Source organism: Burkholderia anthinoferrum, assembly GCF_002925705.1.
In the GTDB taxonomy this organism is placed as follows: domain Bacteria; phylum Pseudomonadota; class Gammaproteobacteria; order Burkholderiales; family Burkholderiaceae; genus Burkholderia; species Burkholderia semiarida.
The window spans coordinates 143,554-167,003 of record NZ_LFZP01000052.1; the positions used below are offsets into that span (position 1 = coordinate 143,554).

Here is a 23,450-nt window from a genome sequence, read left to right on the forward strand (position 1 = left end):
ACCAATGTAGGACATGCGTGGTCACATCGCAAGCAATTTAAAAATAATCGTCGGCATTTTGGTCATATTGAAGACCAGAACGGATGCGCGCGCGGGCCGGTCACTTCGGCGCGATGTCGCGCCGCACGCGGCGGATGTGCTGTTCGACGTAGAACGCAGCCGCATCGGCATCGCCGGACACGATCGCCTCGTAGATCAGCCGGTGTTCGGACACGTAGAGCCGGATCCGGCCCGCGTCGTAGATGCCGTCGTCCTTCAGCCGCTTCCACAGCGGCTGGTCCATCGTCTTCGCGACCTCGTCCGCGATCTTCACGATCAGCGCGTCGCCCGTCATCAGCGCGAGCTGCCGGTGGAACAGCCGGTCGCTCTCGTTCCACAGCGCGCGCTGGTGCGGATCGTCGATGTCGGTGATGGTTTCCATCTGCGCGAGATAGCGCTCGGCGCCGGCGTCGGCGCGGCCATGGGCGGCCGCGAGGCGCGCGATCGCGGGCTCCAGGATCAGCCGCACGTCGAGCGTCGACGTCGGGCTGAAATCGGCCTCGAGCACGGTGTGCGCGTCGCCGTGCCGCGAGAGCACGTCGAGCGGCGCCGCGACGACGTAGGTGCCCGAATTGCGCTTCGTGAAGACGAGACCTTCGTTCTGCAGCGCGCCGAGCGCTTCGCGCACCGCCGGCCGGCCGACCTGGAACAGCGCCGCGAGCTCGCGCTCGGACGGCAGCCGCGATTCGGCCGCGTAGCGCCCGGCGCGAATCTCGTCGCGGATCTTTTCGGCTACCTGCTCGTAGATCTGCAGCGGCCTGAAACCGCCTTCGAGTGAGTCGGGGCGCGCGGACATCATCGTATGGCTCCTGCCCGTTCGCGGGCGTGGGATCTGGAATGGGTTCGCACTATACCGGAGCGGGCGGGCAGCGCGGCATCGGCGAGCCTTCTGGCCAGATATTAGAACCAAAATCCACGAAGCGCTTTATTTTCTGGGTTGCGGGCGCGCCAGCAAGTGGTATAGATTCGATCCACTGCCCTGTGTCACGGTATCCGGCAGACCCGCGGCGGGCGCGGCATGCGTCCGCCGACCACACTCACCGACGCCCCCGACGTACACGATGACCGCCCTTTCCCCGATTCCCGTTTTCGACGCGGCCGACACGGCCGCGCTGCTCCACTACCCGGCGCTGCTCGCCACGCTCACGCAAGCGGTCGTCGAGTATGCGGCAGGCGAGATCGTCAGCCCCGAACGCTTGGTCGTGCCGCTACAAGGTGGCGGCGTGATGCTGTCGATGCCGTCGAGCGCGCACGACCTGGCGAGCCACAAGCTCGTGAACGTGTGCCCCGGCAACGGGGCGCGCGGGTTGCCGACGATCCTCGGCCAGGTCACCGCGTACGATGCCGCCACCGGGGAAATGCGCTTCGCGCTCGACGGCCCGACCGTCACCGGCCGCCGCACGGCGGCGATCACCGCGCTCGGCATCCACGCGCTGCACGGCGCCGCGCCGCGCGAGATCCTGCTGATCGGCACCGGCAAGCAGGCCGCCAATCATGCGGAAGCGCTCGCGGCGATCTTTCCGGACGCGCGCCTTCACGTGCGCGGCACGCGCGCGGACAGCGCGGCCGCGTTCTGCGCGGCCCACCGCGCGCATGCGCCGCACCTCGCGCCGCTCGACGGCGACGCGATTCCCGACGCGATCGACGTGGTCGTCACGCTGACGACGAGCCGCACGCCCGTCTACCGCGAAGCCGTGCGCGAAGGCCGGCTCGTGGTCGGCGTCGGCGCGTTCACCGCGGATGCCGCCGAGATCGACGCGAACACGGTGCGGGGCAGCCGGCTCGTCGTCGACGATCCGGCCGGCGCGCGCCACGAAGCCGGCGACTTGATCGTCGCGCAAGTCGACTGGCGGCACGTCGCATCGCTCGCCGACGTGCTGAACGGCACCTTCGCCCGCGGCGGCCCGCTGCTGTTCAAGAGCGTCGGCTGCGCCGCGTGGGACCTGGCCGCTTGCCGCACCGCGCGCGACGCACTGGCCGCGCGCGGCGCCGGCTGACCCGGCCGCGCGACCGTTCGCACCGCTCGCGCGGCATCGCCTCGTCGGATTCATACCGGCGATTTCCCGTACGCGGTGTAGGAAACGCCCTACACCGCGTCGAAGCGGCCTACACGAACTTCCAATTCGGCCGATTTCAATTTCGGCGGCGCAACACGATACTGCCGGCATGAATGCCAGCCTGTCGCCCGCCTTGCTCAGGGTGTTTCTCGTCGATCATGCGGTCGCCGTTCGCCAGCGGATCGCGCTGCTCGTCGGCGCGATCCGCGGGGTTGCGGTCGTGGGCGAAGCGGAAGACGGCCAGGACGCGTGGACGCATATCCGCAGCAGTGGCGCGGACGTGGTGATCGTCGACGTGCGGCTCGCGGACGGCAGCGGTCTCGACCTGATCGGGATGCTGTCGAAAGCCGCGCCGCGCATCGTCACGATCGTGCTGACGAACCACTCGGCACCGGCATTCAGAGAGGCATGCGCGACGGCGGGAGCCGACTACTTCTTCGACAAGACCGTCGAATTCGACGCCGCATGCCATGTGATCGAATCCCTGGTGCACGCTCGCGTGCGCCGCACCTGACGAGCCGGAGCGACTCATGTCCACCGCCACCGCCTTCGCCGCCGACGTGTCCGTCGTACCCCGGCCAACGATCCCGCTGCGCCCGGCCGCGCGCGCCGACGCCGCCAAACATCCGGCCGCCCGCTGCTCGGCCTGCGCGATGCGCTCGATGTGCCTGCCGCCGCACCTGACGCCCGCCGAATACGGCCGCCTCGACGCGATCATCTGCACGACGCGGCAGGTCCGCCAGGGCGACGCGCTGTTTCGCACCGACGATCCGTTCCAGAGCATCTACGCGGTGCGCGCGGGTTCGTTCAAGACGGTGATGATGCATCGCGACGGCCGCGAGCACGTAACCGGCTTCCAGATCGCCGGCGAAACGCTCGGGATGGACGGCATCGGCGGCGGCCAGCATTGCTGCGACGCGATCGCGCTGGAGGACAGCGTGGTGTGCATCATCCCGTTCGGCGCGCTCGAAGCCGCGTGCCGCGAGATGAAGCCGATGCAGCACTTTCTCTACCAGATGCTGAGCAGCGAGATCGTCCGCGAATCGAGCCAGATGCTGCTGCTCGGCACGATGTCGGCCGAGCAGCGCGTCGCGCATTTCCTGCTGAACCTGTCGTCGCGGTTCGAGGCGCGCGGCTATTCGGCGACCGAATTCAACCTGCGGATGACGCGCGAGGAAATCGGCTGCTATCTCGGGATGAAGCTCGAAACCGTCAGCCGGATGTTCTCGCGGTTCCATCGCGAAGCGCTCGTCGAAACGCGCGGCAAGCGCGTGCGCATCATCGACGCGCAAGCGCTCGCGCGGGTCTGACGCAGGGCGCCGGATCGCCGGCGCCACGTCATTGCATGGTGTCGCGCAGCGCCGCCGTGGCGGCGCCCCGCTGCCACGCGATCAGCGCGTGCTCGGCCTGCGCGAACGCGCGACGCAGCGCATCGTCCACATCGGCGCCGACGCATGGCGGCAGCGGCAAAGGCCTGAGCGCCGCGTCGTGCATCACCAGGTCGACCCGTACGTCGTACACGCGCTCGCCATCGGCCGCCGTGCGCAATTCGATCGCGAGGTGGCAGCCGTCGATCAATGCGCGAAACCGTTCGAGCCTCACCAGTTGCGCGCCGGCTTCGGCCTCGACCGCCGCCGAACCCGTGAATCCCAGGCAGGCGATCTGCATGCCCACGCCCATGTCGTGTCTCCTGACGGGGCCGCCGCTCGTCGACCGCCTTGCAAGTGCCGTCCGCATCGCCGTGCGGGGGCACGTGTTTCCCGTGGCGCGGCGCGCATGGTTCGATCGCGGCCGGCCGATAGTCTGCCCGCGCCTGGCTGGCGCGGGACCGTTCATACGTTGAAGGTCTGCGACGCCTTCATCTCGATCCACGTCATGCCGGCCCGCAGCCCTTCGATCATCGCTTCGCGCTCCGTCGGATACGCGTGGCTGTGCTCGAAGGTATGATGAAACCGCGCGGCGCCGGCGCCGTGCTCGACCGACACGCGGCAGCGGAACTCGCCCGATTCGCACGGGCGCGTCTCCACTTCGACCGACCAGTCGCGTTCGTGAATGTTGCCCTGCAGTGTCATGCGCCCTCCTGCGGTATCAGCCTTCGAGCCGGAAGTGCCCGCTGTGCAGCAGCACCGGCCGGCCGCCGATTTCCTCGAGCATGCGTCGTGCCATCGCCTCGATGGCCGGGCGGTGCGCGTCGAATGCGCTCAGCAGATCGCGCTCGAGCAGCGAGCGCGCGCCGAAATGGTCCTCCAGCGCCTCGGCCGTGACCGCGCACTGGACGCAACGCCCGTCGACCAGCGCCGAAAACGCGACGACCAGGTCGCGCGCGCAGTATTCCGGCGGTTCGGACGGGAAAGCAATGTGCATCTGTCGGTCTGTCATCGTCGTGATGGCTCCATGACGAGAGCATAGTGGCGCGCGCGGCCGCGCGCTTGACCCACGTCAACCGGTTCGCCGCACCGCACGATCGCGCCGCCGCGCGACGCCGCCTCCGCCCGCTTCAGCCCGCGTCGGGCTCGATCGTCGCGCCGCGCTCCGCGAGCAGCTCGCGCAGCACGCTGCGGTGGCAATGGTTTTCGTCGTCGCAATAACAGCCGATCGAGAACGCGGTGGTCGCCGACAGCGCGGCCAGCAGGTCCAGCACCTTCGCCGGATCGCCGTGCGCCATCTCCGCGCGGAAGTGGCGCTTGAACGCCTTCCATTCGGCGTCGGTTTCGGCGGCCTGCGCCTGCGCGACGAGTTCGGGGCTCGGCGACAGCGTCGGCAACCATACATCATAGTAGTTGCGCGACGCGAATTCCGCCTTCGGCACGCCGCGCGGCGGCCGCCGCACCGTGCCGATCCGCAGGCCTTCGCCGGCCGCGCGCGGCGTGCCGAGCTGGATGATCCGGATGCCCATGTCGTTTCTCTGCTCCTCGGTCGTGCATGCGATCCCGTGATCGTACCGCCGCGCCCGCCCGCGCGTCAGCCGGGCATCGCACATGACGGCCGCCCAACGAAAAACCGGCTGCTCCCGCGACGGGACACAGCCGGTTCTTCATCGTGACGCGCCGAGGCGCGCCGCGTTCAGACGCCGCTCTTCAGCACCTTGCCGATCGCGTCCGCGACGATGCCGACGTTCGAGTCGTTCAGGCCCGCCACGCACATCCGGCCCGAGCGCAGGATGTACACGCCGTGCACCTCGCGCAGCGCGTCGACCTGCGAGTCGGTCAGGCCCGTGTACGTGAACATCCCGCGCTGCTTCACGTAGCGCGTGAGTGCCTCGCCGCTCACGTGGTCGCGCAGGCCGTCGTGGATCGACTGGCGCATCCGCGCGATGCGGCGGCACATCGCCGACAGTTCCTCTTCCCACTGCTTGCGCAGCGCCGGCGTGCCGAGCACGGCCGCGACGACCTTCGCGCCGTAGGTCTGCGGGTTGCTGTAGTTCGAGCGCACGGCGCCGGCCAGTTGGCCGAGCACGCGGTCGGCGGCGGCCGCGTCCTCGCAGACGACGCTCAGGCCGCCCACGCGCTCGCCGTACAGCGAGAAGTTCTTCGAGAACGAGTTCGCGACGAGCGTCGGCACGCCGCGGCGGGCCAGCTCGCGCACGGCGAACGCGTCCGCATCGAGCCCCGCGCCGAAGCCCTGGTACGCCATGTCGACGAACGGCAGCAGGCCGCGCGCCTCGATCACGTCGATCAGCTTCTCCCACTGGCCTTCGTCGAGATCGACGCCGGTCGGGTTATGGCAGCACGCGTGCAGCAGCACGATGCTGCGCGCCGGCAGCGCGTCGATGGCCGCGAGCATCGCGTCGAACTTCAGGCCGCCCGTCGCTTCGTCGTAGTACGGGTACGTGTTCACCGTGAAGCCGGCGCGCTCGAAGATGAAGCGGTGGTTTTCCCAGCTCGGATCGCTCAGCCACACCTGCGAATCCGGGAAATAGCGCTTCAGGAAATCGGCGCCGACCTTCAGCGCGCCCGAGCCGCCGAGCGTCTGCAGCGTCGCGATGCGGCCGGCCGCGCGGGCCGGGTGATCGGCGCCGAACACGAGCGATTGCACGGCGTCGCGATACGCGGCCAGGCCGACCATCGGCAGGTACGGCTTCGGGCCGCTGTCGCGCTGCAGCGCGGTTTCGGCTTCGCGCACGGCGCCCATCACCGGGATCCGGCCTTCGGCGTCGAAATAGATCCCGATGCTCAGGTTGACCTTCCGGTCGCGCGGATCTTGCTGGAAATTCTCGTTGAGCGTCAGGATCGGGTCGCCCGGGTACGCGTCGATGTGTTCGAACATGGCTTGAGTCGGTCTCGTTTGGAACAATGGTCGGTCGTGGCCTGCGTCAGCGTGCGGAGACGCCGTCGTGCACCGCCAAGCCCGCATTCTTCTGACGGAAGCGATACCCGATCGCGAGCACCGCGAGCCATACCGGGATCAGGTACACCGACAGGCGGAGATCCGGCGTCAGGTACATCACGACGAGAATGCCGGCCATGAACGCCAGGCACAGGTAATTCGTGAAAGGATAGCCCACACTGCGGAAGGATGTCTCGTCCCCGGCAGCACGCTTGGCCTGGCGGAACTTCAGGTGGATCAGCGTGATCATCGCCCAGTTGATGATCAGCGCCGACACGACGAGGCCCATCAGCACCTCGAACGCCTTGCCCGGCATGAAGTAGTTGACCAGCACGCACACGCCGGTCGCGAGCGCCGACGCGCCGAGCGCGGCGAGCGGAATGCCGCGCTTGTTCACCGAGCACAGCACCTTCGGCGCGTTGCCCTGCTTCGCGAGGCCGAACAGCATCCGGCTGTTGCTGTACACGCCGCTGTTGTAGACCGACAGCGCGGCCGTCAGCACGACGACGTTCAGCACGTTCGCGACCACGTTGCTGCTCAGCGCATGGAAGATCAGCACGAACGGGCTGCCGCCGGTGACGACCTTTTCCCACGGATACAGCGACAGCAGCACGGCGAGCGCGCCGATGTAGAAAATCAGGATCCGGTAGATCACCTGGTTGGTCGCGCGCGGAATGCTGTGCTTCGGATCGTCCGCCTCGGCCGCTGTGATGCCGATCAGTTCCAGCCCGCCGAACGAGAACATGATCGCGGCCATCGACATCACGAGCCCCGATACGCCGTTCGGGAAGAAACCGCCGTGCCGCCACAGGTTCGCGATGCTCGCTTCGGGCCCCGCTTGCCCGCTCGCGAGCAGCCAGCCGCCGAAGCCGATCATCCCGACGATCGCGGCGACCTTGATGATCGAGAACCAGAATTCCGTCTCGCCGTACGACTTCACGCTCGCCAGGTTCAGCAGGTTGATCGCGACGAAGAACACCAGCGCCGACACCCAGGTCGGCACGCCGGGCCACCAGTACTGCACGTAGATTCCGACGGCCGACAGCTCGGCCATGCTGACGAGGATGTACAGCACCCAGTAGTTCCAGCCGGACAGGAAACCGGTGAAGTGGCCGACGTATTTGTCGGCGAAATAGCTGAACGAGCCGGCGACGGGTTCGTCGACGACCATCTCGCCGAGCTGGCGCATGATGAAAAACGCGACGATGCCGGCCACCGCGTAGCCGAGCAGCACGGACGGGCCGGCCATCTTGATCGTCTGCGCGATGCCGAGGAACAGCCCCGTGCCGAGCGCGCCACCGAGCGCGATCAGCTGGATGTGCCGGTTCTTCAGCCCGCGCTTGAGGCCAGCGCTCTCGTTTCCAGAAACCATGTCTTCTCCATTCTTCCCGCCTCCGCCGGAAGCGGTGCGGCGCGCCTCGGTGTGCCGGGCGCTGTTTTTGCTGTGCCGGCGGCCGTTCGTGGGGACGCCGGGTTGGGGACTGCAATTTTCGCGCGGGCGACACCCGATTCGCGTCGGCGTGCCGGCCAGACCGGCCGCCGACTCGTCGCCCATGCCGCATTGCCGCGGCCGAACACGAAAATCCGGCGTCAGTTTAGCGTCGCGACGGCGAAATCGGGTTGCGTAACCCGCTCATGCAAACCCTACATTATGAGATAAGATTGCGCCCAGGAGACAGATGAGGAAACAAAAATGCCTGAACCGCTTCTCGACCGCATCGATCGCCACTTGCTGTCGGTGTTGCAGGAGAACGGCCGTGCGTCGAACCTCGACCTAGCGAAGGCCGTCGGGCTGTCGCCCGCGCAGACCTTGCGGCGCCATCGGCGGCTGGAGGAAATCGGCGCGATCCGCCGTTATGAAACCCGGCTGTGCCCCGATACGCTCGGGTTCGGCGTCACCGCGTTCGTGCACGTGACGATGGAGCGCGGGCATATCCGCGATCTGTCGAAGTTCCAGAAACTCGTGTCGGATCTCGCGCAGATCCAGGAATGTTTCTCGGTCACGGGCGATATCGACTACGTGCTGAAGGTCGTCGCGCACGACCTGAAGGGGCTGTCGACGTTCTTGCTCGAAACGCTGATGCGCATTCCGGGCGTGAGCGGCGTGCATTCGAGCGTGTGTCTCGACGAGATCAAGTGCACGAGCGCGATGCCGGTGGAAGGTTGACCGGCCCGGCGCACCGCGCCGGCGCGCTCACCGCACCGCTTCGAACGCACTGATCAGCAGCGCGCCGCAAGCAATCACGAGGCACCCTGCCGCCCGACGCGGCGTCAGCCGCTCGCCGAGATACACGCGCGCGATCAGCGCCGCGAACACCACGCTCGTTTCCCGCAGCGCCGACACCGGCCCCATCGGCGCGCGATCCATCGCCCAGATCACGATGCCGTACGCGAGCGCCGCGAACACGCCGCCGCAGGCCGCCTTCGCCGTTTCGCCGACATCCTGCGTCAGCCGCAGCGGCCCCGCCCGCAGCCGGTAGTACGCGGCCATCATCGCGCCTGTCAGCACGAACATCCACGCGGTATAGCCGACCGTACTGCCGCTCTCGCGCACGCCGATCCCGTCGACCACGCTGTACGCCGCGATCGACACGCCGGTCGCGAACGCGGTCGGCAGCACCTGCATCATCCGGTGTTTCGCGCCGCGCCCGCGCTCCAGTCCGATCGCCATGATGCCCGCGCAGATCAGCACGAGCCCGCATTGCGCGCCGACGTTCAGGCGCTCGCCCGCGAACGCCGCCGCGCCGAGCGTGACCAGCAGCGGCGCGGTGCCGCGCGCGACCGGGTACGCGACGCTCAGGTCGCCGTGCTCGTAAGCACGGACGAGCAGCAGCGTGTAGACGACGTGGATCACGGCCGACGCGACGACGCAGAGCCAGCTCGCCGGCGTGATCGGCGCGGCGGCCGGCAGGAACAGCAGCGCGAACAGCCCGATCGCGATCTGCAGCACCGTGGCCGAGCGCAGCCGGTCGCCGCTGCTGCGCACGAGCGCATTCCATGATGCGTGCAGGAACGCCGCGCACAGAACGGCAAACAGAACGGGGATCGGCACGCTCAATACTCCCTGACGGTCGGAAGCCGCACGGTGCACGGCAGGCGTTCATCGTATGAACGCGTCACCGTATTGTCAAAAAAGCGACGCGCGACGCCCTGCCAAGGATCCGGCCGGCGGCTGCCCGTCGCCCGCCCGGCAATGCTGGCGTCGCAAGCGACCGGCATGCGGCGACCTGTGACGTGGAGGTTGCGGACAGTCCGCCCCTTTCCGTTGTCTTTCGCATCGCGCCGGGTCGTAATGAAACCGATACCGCGGCGCAACCGTCGCGAAAACACTCCGTCCCCATATTTTCATACGCGGCTGTTCCAATGCGCGTGCTTCCTCACGAGCTCCGCGCCGAACCGACACGGCGACGGGGCCGTTCTCCACCATCGAAGGCCTTACCCTGGAGTTTCCCGATGTTCCGTCAAGCCTTGCTCGTCACCGCCTGCGCCGGCGCCACGCTTGCGCTGTTCGCCTGCGGCGGCAGTGACGATTCCACGCCGACGGCCGCCGTGTCGTCGCAGGATGCGCTGCAGACCGCCACGCCGATCAAGCACGTCGTCGTGATCTACGGCGAAAACATCTCGTTCGATCATTACTTCGGCACCTATCCGAACGCGACGAACCCGTCGGGCGAACCGGCGTTCACCGCGAAACCCGGCACGCCGACGCCGAACGGCCTGACGGGCACGCTGCTCACCGCGAACCCGAACTTCACGAACACGGCCAACGGCACCGACGCGGCGAACCCGTTCCGCCTCGACCGCACGCAGGCCGCGACCGCCGACCAGAACCACGCGTACACGGCCGAACAGCAGGCCGAGGACAACGGTCTTGCGGACCTGTTCCCGAAGTACACGGGCAAGGGCTCGTCCGGCGGCGCCGGCGCGTTCGGCACGAAAGGCCAGGTGATGGGCTATTTCGACGGCAACACGGTGACCGCGTTGTGGAACTACGCACAGCGCTTCGCGATGAGCGACAACACGTACACGACGGTCTACGGCCCGTCGACGCCGGGCGCGCTGAACGTCGTGTCGGGCCAGACCAACGGGATGCAGATCGTCAAGACGTCGAAGCAGCCGTCGACGCTCGCCGCGACCTCGTACTACATCAACGACGGCCAGGGCGGCTTCACGATGATCAACGACGTCGACCCGGGCTTCGACGTGTGTTCGAGCACGACCGACCAGGCGATGATGACCGGCAAGAACATCGGCGACCTGCTGAACGCCGCGAAGATCACGTGGGGCGGCTTCATGGGCGGCTTCAACCTGTCGACGACGAACGGCAACGGCACGACGGGCTGCGCGCGCAGCACGGTCGCCACCGCCGTAAACGCCGCGACGGCCGACTACATCCCGCATCACAACTGGTTCCAGTACTACGCGTCGACCGCGAACCCGCAACACACGCGTCCGAGCTCGATCGCGGCGATCGGTTCGAGCGTCGAGACCGACGGCAAGACGCCCGAACCGGCGAACCACCAGTACGACACGGACGACTTCTTCGCCGCCGTGAAGGCCGGCAACTTCCCCTCGGTGAGCTACCTGAAGGCGCCGGCCGCGCAGGACGGGCACGCGGGCTATTCGGATCCGCTCGACGAGCAGGCGTTCGTGACGAAGGTCGTCAACTTCCTGCAGCAGCAGCAGCCGGACTGGCAGAACACGGCCGTGATCGTCACCTATGACGACTCGGACGGCTGGTACGACCACGTGTACACGGCGCCGACGCACGCATCGTCGGACCCGGTCGACCAGCTCAACGGCCCCGGCAAGTGCGGCACGGGCGGCACCACCGGCGTGAACGGCGCGACCGTGAACGGCCGCTGCGGCCCGGGCGTGCGCATTCCGCTGGTCGTGATCTCGCCGTACGCGAAGCAGAACTACGTCGACCACACGATGCTCGACCAGGCGTCCATCGTGCGCTTCATCGAGGACAACTGGCTCGGCGGCCAGCGGATCGGCGGCGGTTCGTTCGATGCGACGGCAGGCGACCTGCGCAACCTGTTCGACTTCACGTCGAAGCCGAACACGACGCCGCTGTATCTCGACCCGACGCTTGGCACCGCATTGAGCGCGGCCCCGGCGATCTGACGGGGACGGCCTGAGCGCATGGCCGGCGCATCGCGCGCCGGCCGTTTCCATTTAACGCGCCGCCTCGTGCGGCGCCCGATTTTCGACCGACAGCATGACAGCTCGCCCCGCGTTTCCGTCTCCCGATGCCGCCGGCGCGCCCGCGCCGCGCGCCCCTTTCCGCCTGCTGCGCCGCGCGGCGTTCGTGCTCGGCGCGGCCGTGCTCGGCTATGGCGCGTTCGCGATCGCGTTTCCCGCGCAGGTGCCGGCGGCGATCGGCGCCGTGGTCGCCGACTGGACGGGCGCGAACCTGCATCCGGTCGTGTTGCAGCGGCCTGCCGCACAGCCGTTGTCGGCGGTCGCGCAGCTCGGACGCGCGCTGTTCCACGATCCGTCGCTGTCGGCGTCGGGCAAGCAGTCGTGCGCGTCGTGTCACAGCCCCGATCACGCGTACGGCCCGCCGAATGCGCTCGACGTGCAGCCGGGCGGCCTCGCGATGACGCAGCAGGGCTATCGTCCGCCGCCGTCGCTGATGTACCTGTACCGCCAGCCGAACTTCAGCATCGGTCCCGATGCCGGCGAGAACGACGCCGCGCCCAGTGTCGCGCAGCAGGCCACGGCGGCGGCCGGCGTCGTCAAGGCGCAGAAGGTGGCCGGCACGTCGGCGGCGCCGCAGCTCGTGCCGCAGGGCGGGATGTTCTGGGACGGCCGCGCCGATACGCTGCAGCAACAGGCGTTCGGGCCGCTGCTGAATCCGGTCGAGATGGCGAACGCGAGCGTCGACGACGTCGCGCGCAAGCTCGCGCAGTCGTCGCATCGCGCGCAATTCGAGCAGCTGTTCGGCGCGCGCGTGTTCTCCACGCCGCAGCTCGCGGTATCGGAAGCGATGTTCGCGATCGCGCGCTACCAGGTCGAGGACCCGTCGTTTCATCCGTACGACAGCAAGTACGACCGCTGGCTCGAAGGCCGCGCACGCCTCACGCAGGCCGAGTTGCGCGGGCTGCGCCTGTTCAACGATCCGGACAAGGCCAATTGCGCGGGCTGCCACCTGTCGAAGCCCGGCAAGGACGGCTTGCCGCCGATGTTTACCGACTACCAGTACGAGGCGCTGGGCGCGCCGCGCAACCGCGCGCTCGCGCAGAACCGCAACCCGGCGTTCCACGATCTCGGCGTGTGCGGGCCGTTCCGCGACGACCTGAAGGACCAGACGCAGTACTGTGGGATGTTCCTGACGCCGACGCTGCGCAACGCGGCGACGCGCCACGTGTTCTTCCACAACGGCGTATTCCATACGCTCGACCAGGTGATGGCGTTCTACAACGAGCGCAGCATCTCGCCGCAGAAGTTCTATCCGCGCGGGCCGGACGGCAAGATCGACGAATACGACGACATCCCGCCGAAATATCGCGCGAACGTCGACGTGACCGACGCGCCGTTCGATCGCAAGCCGGGCGACAAGCCTGCGATGACGGCGCAGGACATCAAGGATATCGAAGCGTTTCTCGGCACGCTGACGGACCCGTCGCCGCAGCGCTGAACGCCGGCCGAGCGCAGCGCCGCGTCAGCAGCGCGCGCGAATGCAGAGAAACGCCGGCGCGAGCGACAGCTCCGCATGAAGCCGTTCCGACACGGCTTTCATTTCCGGCAGCGGCTTCGGTTCGACGAAGCGGTCGAGCCGCCAGCCGCCGTCGGAGACCGCGTTCAGGATGTCGGCGAGCGGCCGCCGCCAGGCTTCGACGTACGGCCGCGGCTCGCCGAACCCCGACCAGTGAAAACCGAAGCGCGAGGTATCGAAGTAGGTGCCGTCGCCACGCGTGCGTTCGTCCAACCAGTCGCGCATCGGATGCGCCATCGAGAACACGAGCGTTGCCCCGGCACGCGCGACGCGCCGGAATTCCCGCAGCGTCGGTGCGAGGTCGCGCACGTAGTCGAGCGCGAGCGAGCACAGCACCTTGTCGACCGACGCGTCGGGCAGCCACGCGAGCGGCGCCTCCAGATCGCCTTCCGTGACGTCGACCGCCAGCCCGGCGCAGCGCGTTCGCGCGAGCGCGACCATCTCCGGCGTCACGTCGAACGCATGCACGGTCGCGCCGTGATGGGCCAGATGCGCGCTGCAGATGCCAGGCCCGCAGCCGGCGTCGAGCACCGTCAGGCCGTCGACGTCGCCGAGCAGCGCCATCGTAGCCGGCCGCTCGTAAAGCGCGTTGTGTGCCTTCGTCGGCGCGATGTCCGCATAGCGTTGCGCGAAGCTCGCGTAAGCGCGGCGGCCGGGCGATTGGGTCGGGTCATTCGGTTCGGTCATCCGGCATCCGTCGGTGGAAACTGGGCTGGCCGATTCTGCCCGATCGGACGACGGATGGCGACCTGGACGGCGATCTTGTCGCGCCTGCGTCACGACAGGCTGTCGAGCAACCGATACCAGGCGACCCCGGCCGCGATGTAGAAGCGCTGCAGCCCGTGCAACGGAATCGGCCGGATCGGCGTGACGCGCAACGGCAGCGGCAGTTGCGCATCGCCCGACAGATGCGCGGCCAGGTGCTTGCCGAGCGTCGTCGCCATCGCGATGCCGCGGCCGTTGTAGCCAAGCGCGATCGTCACGCCCGGCGCCGGCTCGTGCACGTGCGGCAGGAAATCCGCGGTGATCGCGACGCGCCCCGCCCAGCGGTATTCGAACCGCACGCCCTTCAGTTGCGGATACAGCAGCGTCGTCGCGCGTTCGAGATGGCGCCAGTCGCTCGGCGCGCGCGGTTCCGCGAACGGGCCGCGCCCCCCCATCAGCAGGCGCCCGGCCGCGTCACGGCGAAAGTACAGCAGCAGGCGCCGCGCATCCGACGCGACTTCGCCGCCGGCGAGGATGTCGCGGCCAAGCGCCGGCGCGAGCGGTTCCGTCGCGACGATGAAACTGTTCGCGGCGATCACCGACTGACGCAAGCCGGGCCACAGCCCGTCCGTATAGCCGTTGGTCGCGATCACGACGCGCTCGGCCGACAGCGTCGCGCCGCCGGACGTCGCGATCCGCCAGCGGCCGTCGGCCCGCGTCAGCCCGACGGCGCGGGTCGCTCCGTGCACGACCGCCCCGCTCGCCTGCACGGCGCGCACCAGGCCGCGCGTATAGCTGAGCGGCTGCACGCTGCCCGCGCGGCGATCGATCCAGCCGCCCGCATACGCTGGCGTGCCGAGCCGTCGCGCGACGTCGTCGCGGCCGAGCACGTCGACCGGCGCGCCGCGCGCGGCCCATTGCTGCGCGCGGCGCGCGACCGTATCGAGCATCGCGGCGGTCGGCGCCGGCTGGATCCAGCCCTCGCGACGCGCATCGCAGTCGATCGCGTGCCGCGCGATCAGGTCGAACACCGTGTCGGCCGCGCCGCCGACGATGCCGGCAAGCTGCTCGCCGGCCGCGTCGCCGAACCGGCGCACCAGTTCGTCGGGGTCGTATTTCAGCCCGGGAATCACCTGCCCGCCGTTGCGGCCCGACGCGCCCCACCCCGGCTGCGCGCCGTCGATCACGCGGACGTTCACGCCGCGCTCGGCCAGATGAAGTGCGGTCGACAGGCCGGTGAAGCCGGCGCCGACGATCGCCACGTCGCACGACGCGGACGCGTCGAGCGCGGGCGTATCGGGCGCCGGCGCGGCGGTCGCCGCCCACAGCGAATCCGGCCACCGCGAGCCGGGCCATCCGGGTGCCGCGTTCGTTGCGCTCATGTTCGATCCGGGTGGTCGGCGCCGTCCGACGCCAGCAGGCGGCGCAGGAATTCCTGCGTACGGGGATGCGTCGGCTGCGTGAGCACGTCGCGCGCCGGTCCGCTCTCGCAGATCGTGCCGTCGTGCAGGAAGCACACGCGATCGGCCACCTCGCGGGCGAATGCCATTTCATGCGTGACGACCACCATGGTCATCCCGTCGCGAGCGAGCCCGCGCATCACGCCGAGCACTTCGCCGACGAGCTCGGGGTCGAGTGCCGACGTCGGCTCGTCGAACAGAATCGCCTGCGGCTCCATCGCGAGCGCGCGCGCGATCGCGACGCGCTGCTGCTGCCCGCCCGACAGCTCCGACGGATACGCATTCATCCGGTGCGCGAGCCCGACCTTGTCGAGCAGTGCGCGGGCCTGCTCGCGCGCCTGCGCGGCCGGCATGCGCCGCACGTGCACGGGCCCTTCCATCACGTTCTCGAGCGCGGTGCGGTGCGCGAACAGGTTGAAGCGCTGGAACACCATGCCGACCCGTATTCGCAGTTCGTGGATCCGCTTCGAATGCGCGTCGACCTTCACGCCGTCGATCGTGATCGACCCTTCGTCGTAGGTCTCGAAGCCGTTGATACAGCGCAGCACGGTCGACTTGCCGGAACCCGACGGCCCGATCAGGCACACGACCTCCCCCTGCCGCACGTCGAGGCTCACGCCCTTCAGCACCGCGTGCTGCTGAAACCGCTTGTGTATCGAATCGATCCGGATCATGCGCCTCTCCTCAGTGCGAGCCGCTTGCCGAGCCGGTTCACGCCGAACATCAGCGGCAGGCCGAGCGCGAGATACAGCAGCGCGACGAGCGTGTAGACGCTCATGTTCTGGAACGTCGACGACGCGATCAGCTGGCCGGCGCGCGTGATCTCGGCGACCGTGATCGTCGACGCGACCGACGAATCCTTCAGCAGCATCACCAGCGTGTTGCCGTACGGCGGCAGCGCGATGCGGAACGCCTGCGGCAGCACCACGCGCCGCATGATCATCGGGCCGCGCATGCCGATCGCGTGCGCGGCCTCGATCTGGCCGCGGTCGATCGCCTCGATGCCGGCGCGGAAATTCTCGGCCTGATACGCCGAATACGCGATGCCGAGGCCCAGCACGCCAGCCTGGAACGCCGACAGCTGCACGCCGAGATCGGGCAGCACAAAGTACATATAGAACAGTTGCACGATGATCGGCAGCCCGCGGATCACGTTGATGATCGTGCTGCCGGCCGTCGATACGGCCCGATTGCGCGACACCTTCAGCAATGCGAGGATCAGCCCGAGCACCGAGCTGAGCACGAACGCGCATGCGGTGATCTCGATCGTGACCACCGCGCCCTTCAGCAGGATCGGCAGGAAATCGATCGCGTTCTGGAAAAACATGAGGTCTCCTATGCGACGCCCGGACGGCCCGCCGCTGGGGATGCCCGCGACGCGCGGGCGATACCGGTCGGAACTCGGGCGCGGACGCTCAGCTCATGTGCCACTTCTGCAGGATCTGCTGCAGCGTGCCGTCGCTCTTCATCTTGCGGATCGCGCCGTTGAGCTGTTCGAGCATGGCGGTGTCGCCCTTGCGCACGATGAAGCACACCTGCCCCTTCACGACGCTCTGGTATTCGGGCACGAGCCGCACCTGGCGATTGACGCCGTGCTCGATCTGGTACGCGACGATCGGCTGGTCGGCGAAGCCGGCCTTGATGCGCCCGAGCGCGACGTCGCGCATGATGTCGGCGATCGAATCGTAGGTCCGGACTTCCTTGAAGATGCCCTTCTTGTTGAGCGCGTCGACGAAGGCCGTGCCGACCTGCGCGCCGACCGCCTGCCCCTTGAAATCGTCCATCGACGTGTAGCGGCCCGGGTCGTCGGCCTTCACGATCAGACCTTCGCCGAACGAGTAGACGGTGTCGGAGAAATCGACGACCTGCTGGCGCGCCGGCGTCTTCAGCATCGCGGCCGAGATGATGTCGATCTTCTGCGTGGTGAGCGACGGGATCAGCGCGGAGAACACGGTCTGCTGCACGTCGACGCGAAACCCGGCCGACTTCCCGGCCGCGGTGATCGCATCGACCATCATCCCCTGGATCGAATTGCTCTTGACGTCGAGAAACGTGAACGGCACGCCGGTGGCCGTCGCGCCGACCTTCAGCGTGGGCTCGGCGGCAACGGCGCTCGCCGAAGCCGTGGAGAGTGCGATACAGGTGGCGAAACCGGCGGCCAGTGCGCCGAACCGCTTGATGAACGGAACCATGGTGACTCCTTCTCGAATAATCCGATGCGCCGGCCGGCCGCTGATCGACACTGCGACGATGACCCGATCTTAGAACGAATCAAAAATATCGCAAACAGATTTTTGCGTATCGATATTCGATACGATATGATGCGATATCGAATCGCTCGCGCCCCTCGCCATGGACACCTTGCCCGACCAATCAAACGATCTGCTGTTCAACCAGTCGCTCGAGAAAGGGCTGAACGTGCTGCGCGCGTTCAGCGCGAAACGGCGCACGATGACGCTGGCGGAAGTGGCCGACGCGGCCGGGATGACGAAAAGCTCCGCGCAGCGAATGGTCTACACGCTCGAGAAGCTCGGCTACATCCGCAAGCATCCGGTCACGCGCCGCTACCAGCTCACACCGCACGTGATGCGGATCGGCTTCAACTATCTCGCGGCCGACACGTTGATCGACGTCGCGAATCCGTTCCTGTCCGAGCTCACGAACCTGACCGGCGAAACCACCAACCTCACCGAGCCGGACGAGGATGAAATGGTGTACGTCGCGCGTTTCGTGTCCACCAAGTTCGTGCCGATCCACATGCCGATCGGCAGCCGTATCCCGATGTATTGCACGGGCTCCGGCCGTGCGTTCCTGAGCGCGTTGCCGCCGGACGATGCGCGCGCGCGGCTCGACGGCATGGTGCGCACGCCGCATACGCCGCGCACGGTCACGGCGCTCGACGAGCTCGTCGCGCTGCTCGATGGCGCGCGGCGCGAAGGCTACGCGACCAACCAGGAAGAATTGTTCATCGGGGACATGTCGATCGCGGCGCCGGTGCTCGGCAGTCAGGGACAGCCGGTCGCGGCCGTGCACGTGGTCGCACCGACGAGCCGCTGGACGTTCGACGACGCGCGCCGCAAGCTCGCGCCGGCGGTGATCGACTGCGCGCGCGGCATCAGCAATTCGATCCGGACGCTTGAATAGCGCCGGGGAAATGACGCACGGCGCGCCGCTGCATTGCGCAGCGGCGTTTGATCGCTACCGCGGCTTTGGGGAATGCTCGGCCCGGTAGGTACCGTTCGGGCGCAATACGAGCTTCTTCGCCGCAGCGTCCAGTTCCTTGCCGTGATACAGATCGATGCACTTCAGGAAGTCGAACTTCACATCCCGGACTTCGGATTCGACAATCGGATTCCGATAGTCGCGCGCCAGATACTTCGCGACCAGCGCGTGAATCACGTCCGGTGCACGTTCCATGTCGTAGTAGGTCCAGTCGCGCAACGCGCTGGCGCTGCTGCCGATGTCCGTGCTCGCGCCGGGCTCGTGCTTATAAGCGGTAGCCAGGCACTCCGCAAGCACCATGTCCTTGAAGTTCTGGAGGTGAGTCCGTGAGCCGGCTTCGGGCGACGGCTGTGCGGCGTCCTTCGCCACGACCATCGCCGGTTGAAACGCGATGCACGCGAACGCGGCAGCGATCCGGACTCCCCTCATGACAAGCTCCAAAAATTTGCGCGATCGGTACGATACCGCGCGCCCGGCTCGTTGAAGTAGCAATGGTCCTAACATGTGCGCCCGTTGAATAGCGTGGCTCGGCTCCATGCCATCCCGATCGATGTTGCGCAACGCGGGACCCGTGCCGCGAGACCCGGATCGAACCTTGACGTGGAAAAGTATTGCCGACTGTCGCGGCCCTGAATGGAAGGGTTTCGACAAGAAAGAGCGACTGGATACGCATCGGTCTGCGAGCCTGTTCGCCCACCCGCCCCCTCGTTTTCCCCGATCCCGTTCGACTTGACTCGGCTCCCCCGATCGTCAAGACTTCACCCATCGCCAGTGTGATCACAGATCGCAGATCAAACCCAGGAGAACCCCGCCTTGCCGCCTCGTATCGTTCCGCCCGCCCTGAAAGCCATCGAACAGGAAACGATGGGAGACAAGGTCTACCAGCAACTGCGCGAAGCGCTGATGAGCGGCCGCTTCGCGCCTGGCCAGGCGCTGAGCCTGCGCAGCGTCGCCGAGGCGGTCGGCTCGTCGACGATGCCCGTGCGTGCCGCGCTCACGCGGCTGCGCGCCGAACGCGCGCTGGTCGACGGCCCGAATCGGGCGCTCGTCGTCCCGCCGATGACGCTCGACATGCTCGACGAACTGCGCGACGTGCGCATCGCGCTCGAAGGCGGCATCGCCGAGCGCGCGTGCGCCCGAATGACCGACGCGCAGATCGCGGCCGTGCGCAAGACCTGCGAAACGATGCAGGCGCACGCCGAGGCCGGCCGCTCGCGCGCCTACCTGCAAAGCAATTTCGCGTTCCACAGCGCGATCTACGCGCACGGCGCCAGCGAAAACACGCTCGCGATCGTCGAGAACCTGTGGATGCGCGTCGGCCCGTTCCTCAACATGGTCGCGCTCGACATCCCGCACATGCGGCGCTCGATGGATGCGCACCGCGCGATCGTCGATGCGCTCGAACGGCGCGACGGCGCGGGCGTGCGGGCCGGCATCGCGCTCGACATCGGCGGCGCCGCGCACGATCTCGCCGAGACGCTGCGGGCCGAACAGACACCGCGGACCGTGAACGCGAAACCGTAGCGACCGCTTGCCACGGCCGCCCGCCGCACGAGCGGCCGCCATCCCACTACACCAACGATGGAGACGACCCGGCATGACAGCTTCCGAACTACTGAAACCCTATGACGGCCTGCGCGTCCTCGTGACGGGCGGCGCGTCGGGCATCGGCCTCGAAATCGCCAACGCGTTCGCCGAATGCGGCGCGCGCGTGCACGTGTGCGACGCGTCGCAAGCCGCGATCGCGGCGCTCGCCGACCGGCCGCCGCGCGCCGCGGCCCGTGCGATCGGCGCGACGCTCGCCGACGTATCCGACCCGGCCGCCGTCGAGCGCGTGTTCGCGGACGTGTCGACCACGCTCGGCGGCCTCGACGTGCTGGTCAACAACGCGGGCATCGCCGGCCCGACCGGCGGCATCGACGAAATCGACCCCGTGCAGTGGGAGCAGACCGTCGCGATCAACCTGAGCGCGCAATTCCAGTTCGCCCGCCGCGCGGTGCCGCTGCTGCGCGAGTCGAAACACGGCGGCGCGATCATCGCGCTGTCGTCGGTCGCCGGCCGGCTCGGCTATGCGTTCCGCACGCCGTACGCGGCCACCAAATGGGCGGTGGTCGGCCTCGTGAAGAGCCTCGCGATCGAGCTCGGGCCGCTCGGCATCCGCGTGAACGCGATCCAGCCCGGCATCGTGCGCGGCCCGCGAATGCGCCGCGTGATCGAGGCGCGCGCGCAGCAGCTCGGCATCGGCTACGACGAAATGGAAAAGCGCTATCTCGAGAAGATCTCGCTGCGGCGTATGACCGATCCGGCCGAAATCGCCGCGACCGCGCTGTTCCTGTGCTCGCCGGGCGGGCACGGGATCACGGGCCAGGCGATCTCCGTCTGCGGCAACGTCGAAGTGCTCTGAGCCCTCCTGCATCGTTCATCGAAAGGAATCCATCCGTGGCAAACGCTCGCAAAGTCATCATCACCTGTGCGCCGACCGGCGCGATCCATACGCCGTCGATGTCGCCGTACCTGCCCGTGACGCCGCACGAAATCGAAACGGCCGCGGTCGCGGCCGCGCAGGCCGGCGCGGCGATCCTGCACCTGCACGCACGCAACCCGTCCGACGGCAGGCCGACGCAGGATCCGGCCGTGTTCGCCGAATTCCTGCCGCGCATCAAGGCGCAGACCGACGCGGTGATCAACCTCACGTCGGGCGGCAGTCCGCACATGACGGTTGACGAACGATTGCAACCCGCACTGCACTTCCAGCCCGAGATCGCGTCGCTGAACATGGGCTCGATGAACTTCGGGCTGTACCCGATGCTCGAGCGCTTTCGCGAGCTGAAGCATCCGTGGGAGCGCGAGCATCTCGAGAAAAGCCGCGATCTCGTGTTCAAGAACACGTTCGCGGACATCGAGACGATCCTCACGCGCTGCGGCGCGAACGGCACGCGGTTCGAATTCGAGTGCTACGACATCTCGCACCTGTACAACCTCGCGCATTTCGTCGATCGCGGGCTCGCGAAGCCGCCGTTCTTCGTGCAAAGCGTATTCGGGCTGCTCGGCGGGATCGGCGCGCATCCGGAGGATTTGATGCACATGCGGCGCACAGCCGACCGCCTGTTCGGCGGCGATTACGTGTGGTCGATCCTCGGCGCCGGGCGCAACCAGGTTCCGCTCGCGACGATCGGCGCCGCGCAGGGCGCGAACGTACGCGTCGGGCTCGAGGATTCGCTGTGGATCGCGCCCGGCAAGCTCGCGGAATCGAGCGCCGCCCAGGTCCTGAAAATGCGCCAGGTGCTCGAAGGCCTGTCGCTTGAGATCGCGACGCCGGCCGAGGCGCGCGCGATGCTCGCGCTCAAGGGCGGGGACGCGGTGAATTTCTGAGCGCAGGGCCATCCCCCAACAGCAGCATCCGCAAGCGCAGTGACAAGGCGCCCTTGATCGCCCCGCTCCATTCGAGCGCCGCCGGCGCGGCTCCGTCGTCTGCCCATCCGCTGCGACCGCAGCGGCATTTGCCGAACGCGGCGCGCCGTGCTTGCCGTGCGCGCCGGTTCGCCCTTACCGGAGTCGTCCGCATGTCCACTCATCACGCCCAGGCCTTGCCTTCCGCCGCCGGCGACGCGCACGCGTCGCTGAACCGGCTGCTGTTCCGCAAACTCATGCCGCTGCTGATCGCCGCCTACGTGATCAGCTTTCTCGACCGCACCAACATCGCGTTCGCCAAACATTCGATGGGGGTCGATCTCGGCATTTCGTCGGCCGCGTACGGGCTCGGCGCGGGGCTGTTCTTCCTGACCTACGCGCTTTTCGAGATCCCGAGCAACCTGATCATGCATCGCGTCGGCGCGCGCTTCTGGATCACGCGGATCATGATCACGTGGGGCGCGCTGTCGGTCGCGATGGCGTTCGTCCGCGGCGAGACGTCGTTCTACGTGATGCGCCTGCTGCTCGGTGTGGCCGAAGCCGGCCTGTTTCCGGGCGTGATGCTGTATCTGACGTACTGGTTCGGCCGCGAGGAGCGTGCGCGCGCGACCGGTTACTTCCTGCTCGGCGTGTGCATCGCCAACATCGTCGGCGGGCCGCTCGCCGGTGCGCTGATCGAGCTCGACGGCACGTTCGGCTTCCACGGCTGGCAATGGCTGTTCGTCATCGAAGGCATTCCGGCGATCCTGCTCGCGTTCGTCGTGTGGGCACGGTTGCCCGACCGTCCGAGCGCCGCGCCGTGGCTCGCGCCGGAAACAGCCCGCGCGCTCGAGCGGAAGCTCGCGGCCGAACAGGACGCGGGCGTCGCCGCGCACGGCGGCCATGCATTCGGCGCCGCGCTGCGCGATCCGCAGATCTGGCTCGCGATCTTCGTGTACTTCTGCCACCAGTTGACCATCTACACGGTGATCTTCTTCCTGCCGGGCATCATCGGCGCGTCGGGACGTCTTTCACCGGTGGCGGTCGGGTTGCTGACGTCGTTGCCCTGGCTCGCCGCCGCACTCGGGGCCGGGACGCTGCCGCGCTTCGCACGCGAATCGCGTCATTCGCGGCGGATGCTGTGCGCGGGGCTCGTCGTGATGGCGGCCGGGATGGTCGGCGCCGCGCATGCGTCGCCGGTGGCGGGGCTGCTCTGCGTGTGCGTGGCCGCGTCGACGTTCTTCGTCGTGCAGTCGATCGTGTTCACGTTTCCGGCGTCGCGCCTCGCGGGCAGCGCACTGGCCGGCGGGCTCGGACTTGTGAATACGTGCGGGTTGCTCGGCGGCTTCGTCGGGCCGACCGTCGTCGGCGCGATCGAACAGGCGACCGGCAACGCGAAGAACGGACTGACGCTGCTGGCAGCCGCGCTCGTCGTCGCGGCGGTCGCGAGCCTCGCGTTGCGTCACGGGCACGAGCGCGCCGACGCGCGGTCGCGCGGCTGACAGGCAGGCTGGAATCAAGCTGGCG

At 68.0% G+C, this 23,450-nt stretch carries 25 protein-coding genes; 11 read left to right on the plus strand and 14 right to left on the minus strand.

The annotated features are described in order from the left end of the window. Positions 1-100 precede the first annotated feature (100 nt). Positions 101-838: a FadR/GntR family transcriptional regulator gene (locus C5F75_RS23285; protein WP_059574429.1), complete on the minus strand. Its 738-nt coding sequence runs from the start codon at positions 836-838 to the stop codon at positions 101-103. A 262-nt stretch (positions 839-1,100) separates the two neighbouring features. Between C5F75_RS23285 and lhpI the strand changes: the two genes are divergently transcribed. The 3 genes from lhpI to C5F75_RS23300 all read left to right on the plus strand — a co-directional run bounded on the left by lhpI (position 1,101) and on the right by C5F75_RS23300 (position 3,406). Further along, positions 1,101-2,036: a bifunctional Delta(1)-pyrroline-2-carboxylate/Delta(1)-piperideine-2-carboxylate reductase gene (lhpI, locus tag C5F75_RS23290; RefSeq protein ID WP_059574430.1), complete on the plus strand. Its 936-nt coding sequence runs from the start codon at positions 1,101-1,103 to the stop codon at positions 2,034-2,036. Between the two features lie 169 nt (positions 2,037-2,205). Then, positions 2,206-2,610, plus strand: a complete 405-nt coding sequence (locus C5F75_RS23295) for a response regulator transcription factor (protein WP_060011360.1) — start codon at positions 2,206-2,208, stop codon at positions 2,608-2,610. A gap of 16 nt (positions 2,611-2,626) precedes the next feature. Next, the gene (locus C5F75_RS23300; protein WP_059574432.1) at positions 2,627-3,406 is read left to right on the plus strand and encodes a helix-turn-helix domain-containing protein; all 780 of its coding nucleotides are present in this window, start codon (positions 2,627-2,629) and stop codon (positions 3,404-3,406) included. Positions 3,407-3,434: 28 nt separating this feature from the next. Here C5F75_RS23300 and C5F75_RS23305 read toward each other — a convergent pair whose 3' ends face one another. The 6 genes from C5F75_RS23305 to C5F75_RS23330 all read right to left on the minus strand — a co-directional run bounded on the left by C5F75_RS23305 (position 3,435) and on the right by C5F75_RS23330 (position 7,794). Continuing rightward, positions 3,435-3,776: a hypothetical protein gene (locus tag C5F75_RS23305; protein WP_059574433.1), complete on the minus strand. Its 342-nt coding sequence runs from the start codon at positions 3,774-3,776 to the stop codon at positions 3,435-3,437. Between the two features lie 152 nt (positions 3,777-3,928). Further along, positions 3,929-4,168: a hypothetical protein gene (locus C5F75_RS23310; protein ID WP_006479066.1), complete on the minus strand. Its 240-nt coding sequence runs from the start codon at positions 4,166-4,168 to the stop codon at positions 3,929-3,931. A 16-nt stretch (positions 4,169-4,184) separates the two neighbouring features. Beyond that, the gene (locus tag C5F75_RS23315) at positions 4,185-4,475 is read right to left on the minus strand and encodes a DUF1488 family protein (RefSeq protein WP_059574434.1); all 291 of its coding nucleotides are present in this window, start codon (positions 4,473-4,475) and stop codon (positions 4,185-4,187) included. Positions 4,476-4,593: 118 nt separating this feature from the next. Beyond that, complete coding sequence (locus C5F75_RS23320; protein WP_059574665.1) at positions 4,594-4,992, minus strand: DUF488 domain-containing protein; 399 nt, start codon at positions 4,990-4,992, stop codon at positions 4,594-4,596. A 167-nt stretch (positions 4,993-5,159) separates the two neighbouring features. Continuing rightward, the gene (locus tag C5F75_RS23325; protein WP_060011358.1) at positions 5,160-6,362 is read right to left on the minus strand and encodes an amino acid aminotransferase; all 1,203 of its coding nucleotides are present in this window, start codon (positions 6,360-6,362) and stop codon (positions 5,160-5,162) included. 46 nt (positions 6,363-6,408) lie between these two features. Beyond that, positions 6,409-7,794, minus strand: coding sequence for an amino acid permease (locus C5F75_RS23330; protein ID WP_060011356.1), 1,386 nt, complete (start codon positions 7,792-7,794; stop codon positions 6,409-6,411). A gap of 321 nt (positions 7,795-8,115) precedes the next feature. Here C5F75_RS23330 and C5F75_RS23335 point away from each other — a divergent pair, with 321 nt between their 5' ends. Further along, positions 8,116-8,589, plus strand: coding sequence for an Lrp/AsnC family transcriptional regulator (locus C5F75_RS23335; RefSeq protein ID WP_059574437.1), 474 nt, complete (start codon positions 8,116-8,118; stop codon positions 8,587-8,589). 27 nt (positions 8,590-8,616) lie between these two features. On the opposite strand, the gene C5F75_RS23340 is transcribed toward C5F75_RS23335, so the two are convergent. Continuing rightward, positions 8,617-9,474, minus strand: a complete 858-nt coding sequence (locus C5F75_RS23340) for an EamA family transporter (RefSeq protein WP_059574438.1) — start codon at positions 9,472-9,474, stop codon at positions 8,617-8,619. A gap of 401 nt (positions 9,475-9,875) precedes the next feature. Here C5F75_RS23340 and C5F75_RS23350 point away from each other — a divergent pair, with 401 nt between their 5' ends. Further along, a complete protein-coding gene (locus C5F75_RS23350) occupies positions 9,876-11,552 on the plus strand; it encodes a phospholipase C (protein ID WP_060011354.1) in 1,677 nt (558 codons plus the stop codon). Between the two features lie 94 nt (positions 11,553-11,646). Then, positions 11,647-13,068, plus strand: a complete 1,422-nt coding sequence (locus C5F75_RS23355; protein WP_060011353.1) for a cytochrome-c peroxidase — start codon at positions 11,647-11,649, stop codon at positions 13,066-13,068. Positions 13,069-13,092: 24 nt separating this feature from the next. Here the strand turns inward: C5F75_RS23355 and C5F75_RS23360 are convergent, their stop codons facing one another. The 5 genes from C5F75_RS23360 to C5F75_RS23380 form a co-directional block, all read right to left on the minus strand. Continuing rightward, positions 13,093-13,833, minus strand: a complete 741-nt coding sequence (locus tag C5F75_RS23360; RefSeq protein WP_060011350.1) for a class I SAM-dependent methyltransferase — start codon at positions 13,831-13,833, stop codon at positions 13,093-13,095. 89 nt (positions 13,834-13,922) lie between these two features. Next, positions 13,923-15,233 carry an NAD(P)/FAD-dependent oxidoreductase gene (locus tag C5F75_RS23365; RefSeq protein ID WP_059574442.1) on the minus strand — a complete coding sequence of 437 codons (1,311 nt, stop codon included), beginning with the start codon at positions 15,231-15,233 and terminating at the stop codon, positions 13,923-13,925. Next, positions 15,230-15,985 carry an amino acid ABC transporter ATP-binding protein gene (locus C5F75_RS23370; RefSeq protein WP_059574443.1) on the minus strand — a complete coding sequence of 252 codons (756 nt, stop codon included), beginning with the start codon at positions 15,983-15,985 and terminating at the stop codon, positions 15,230-15,232. The genes C5F75_RS23365 and C5F75_RS23370 overlap by 4 nt, the downstream gene beginning before the upstream one ends. After that, positions 15,982-16,638, minus strand: coding sequence for an amino acid ABC transporter permease (locus C5F75_RS23375; RefSeq protein WP_059574444.1), 657 nt, complete (start codon positions 16,636-16,638; stop codon positions 15,982-15,984). The genes C5F75_RS23370 and C5F75_RS23375 overlap by 4 nt, the downstream gene beginning before the upstream one ends. A gap of 88 nt (positions 16,639-16,726) precedes the next feature. Beyond that, a complete protein-coding gene (locus C5F75_RS23380; RefSeq protein WP_059574445.1) occupies positions 16,727-17,503 on the minus strand; it encodes an ABC transporter substrate-binding protein in 777 nt (258 codons plus the stop codon). A 160-nt stretch (positions 17,504-17,663) separates the two neighbouring features. On the opposite strand from C5F75_RS23380, the gene C5F75_RS23385 reads away from it, so the two are divergent. Further along, positions 17,664-18,455 (plus strand): IclR family transcriptional regulator, encoded by a 792-nt coding sequence (locus C5F75_RS23385; protein WP_059574447.1) that lies wholly within the window; start codon positions 17,664-17,666, stop codon positions 18,453-18,455. Between the two features lie 54 nt (positions 18,456-18,509). Here C5F75_RS23385 and C5F75_RS23390 read toward each other — a convergent pair whose 3' ends face one another. After that, the gene (locus C5F75_RS23390; RefSeq protein WP_059574667.1) at positions 18,510-18,962 is read right to left on the minus strand and encodes a type VI secretion system amidase immunity protein Tai4; all 453 of its coding nucleotides are present in this window, start codon (positions 18,960-18,962) and stop codon (positions 18,510-18,512) included. Between the two features lie 384 nt (positions 18,963-19,346). Between C5F75_RS23390 and C5F75_RS23400 the strand changes: the two genes are divergently transcribed. The 4 genes from C5F75_RS23400 to C5F75_RS23415 all read left to right on the plus strand — a co-directional run bounded on the left by C5F75_RS23400 (position 19,347) and on the right by C5F75_RS23415 (position 23,425). Next, positions 19,347-20,057: a GntR family transcriptional regulator gene (locus C5F75_RS23400; RefSeq protein ID WP_104012790.1), complete on the plus strand. Its 711-nt coding sequence runs from the start codon at positions 19,347-19,349 to the stop codon at positions 20,055-20,057. A 73-nt stretch (positions 20,058-20,130) separates the two neighbouring features. Beyond that, positions 20,131-20,937 carry an SDR family oxidoreductase gene (locus C5F75_RS23405; protein WP_059574450.1) on the plus strand — a complete coding sequence of 269 codons (807 nt, stop codon included), beginning with the start codon at positions 20,131-20,133 and terminating at the stop codon, positions 20,935-20,937. 35 nt (positions 20,938-20,972) lie between these two features. Then, positions 20,973-21,905 carry a BKACE family enzyme gene (locus C5F75_RS23410; RefSeq protein WP_059574452.1) on the plus strand — a complete coding sequence of 311 codons (933 nt, stop codon included), beginning with the start codon at positions 20,973-20,975 and terminating at the stop codon, positions 21,903-21,905. Positions 21,906-22,096: 191 nt separating this feature from the next. Then, the gene (locus C5F75_RS23415) at positions 22,097-23,425 is read left to right on the plus strand and encodes an MFS transporter (RefSeq protein WP_059574455.1); all 1,329 of its coding nucleotides are present in this window, start codon (positions 22,097-22,099) and stop codon (positions 23,423-23,425) included. Positions 23,426-23,450 lie beyond the last annotated feature (25 nt).

Excerpts from the sequence above, each read along its gene's own strand:
- C5F75_RS23285 (WP_059574429.1), bottom strand. The coding sequence starts at position 838 with ATGATGTCCGCGCGCCCCGACTCACTCGAAGGCGGTTTCAGGCCGCTG.
- lhpI (WP_059574430.1), top strand. The coding sequence starts at position 1,101 with ATGACCGCCCTTTCCCCGATTCCCGTTTTCGACGCGGCCGACACGGCC.
- C5F75_RS23295 (WP_060011360.1), top strand. The coding sequence starts at position 2,206 with ATGAATGCCAGCCTGTCGCCCGCCTTGCTCAGGGTGTTTCTCGTCGAT.
- C5F75_RS23300 (WP_059574432.1), top strand. The coding sequence starts at position 2,627 with ATGTCCACCGCCACCGCCTTCGCCGCCGACGTGTCCGTCGTACCCCGG.
- C5F75_RS23305 (WP_059574433.1), bottom strand. The coding sequence starts at position 3,776 with ATGGGCGTGGGCATGCAGATCGCCTGCCTGGGATTCACGGGTTCGGCG.
- C5F75_RS23310 (WP_006479066.1), bottom strand. The coding sequence starts at position 4,168 with ATGACACTGCAGGGCAACATTCACGAACGCGACTGGTCGGTCGAAGTG.
- C5F75_RS23315 (WP_059574434.1), bottom strand. The coding sequence starts at position 4,475 with ATGACAGACCGACAGATGCACATTGCTTTCCCGTCCGAACCGCCGGAA.
- C5F75_RS23320 (WP_059574665.1), bottom strand. The coding sequence starts at position 4,992 with ATGGGCATCCGGATCATCCAGCTCGGCACGCCGCGCGCGGCCGGCGAA.
- C5F75_RS23325 (WP_060011358.1), bottom strand. The coding sequence starts at position 6,362 with ATGTTCGAACACATCGACGCGTACCCGGGCGACCCGATCCTGACGCTC.
- C5F75_RS23330 (WP_060011356.1), bottom strand. The coding sequence starts at position 7,794 with ATGGTTTCTGGAAACGAGAGCGCTGGCCTCAAGCGCGGGCTGAAGAAC.
- C5F75_RS23335 (WP_059574437.1), top strand. The coding sequence starts at position 8,116 with ATGCCTGAACCGCTTCTCGACCGCATCGATCGCCACTTGCTGTCGGTG.
- C5F75_RS23350 (WP_060011354.1), top strand. The coding sequence starts at position 9,876 with ATGTTCCGTCAAGCCTTGCTCGTCACCGCCTGCGCCGGCGCCACGCTT.
- C5F75_RS23355 (WP_060011353.1), top strand. The coding sequence starts at position 11,647 with ATGACAGCTCGCCCCGCGTTTCCGTCTCCCGATGCCGCCGGCGCGCCC.
- C5F75_RS23360 (WP_060011350.1), bottom strand. The coding sequence starts at position 13,833 with ATGACCGAACCGAATGACCCGACCCAATCGCCCGGCCGCCGCGCTTAC.
- C5F75_RS23365 (WP_059574442.1), bottom strand. The coding sequence starts at position 15,233 with ATGAGCGCAACGAACGCGGCACCCGGATGGCCCGGCTCGCGGTGGCCG.
- C5F75_RS23370 (WP_059574443.1), bottom strand. The coding sequence starts at position 15,985 with ATGATCCGGATCGATTCGATACACAAGCGGTTTCAGCAGCACGCGGTG.
- C5F75_RS23375 (WP_059574444.1), bottom strand. The coding sequence starts at position 16,638 with ATGTTTTTCCAGAACGCGATCGATTTCCTGCCGATCCTGCTGAAGGGC.
- C5F75_RS23380 (WP_059574445.1), bottom strand. The coding sequence starts at position 17,503 with ATGGTTCCGTTCATCAAGCGGTTCGGCGCACTGGCCGCCGGTTTCGCC.
- C5F75_RS23385 (WP_059574447.1), top strand. The coding sequence starts at position 17,664 with ATGGACACCTTGCCCGACCAATCAAACGATCTGCTGTTCAACCAGTCG.
- C5F75_RS23390 (WP_059574667.1), bottom strand. The coding sequence starts at position 18,962 with ATGAGGGGAGTCCGGATCGCTGCCGCGTTCGCGTGCATCGCGTTTCAA.
- C5F75_RS23405 (WP_059574450.1), top strand. The coding sequence starts at position 20,131 with ATGACAGCTTCCGAACTACTGAAACCCTATGACGGCCTGCGCGTCCTC.
- C5F75_RS23415 (WP_059574455.1), top strand. The coding sequence starts at position 22,097 with ATGTCCACTCATCACGCCCAGGCCTTGCCTTCCGCCGCCGGCGACGCG.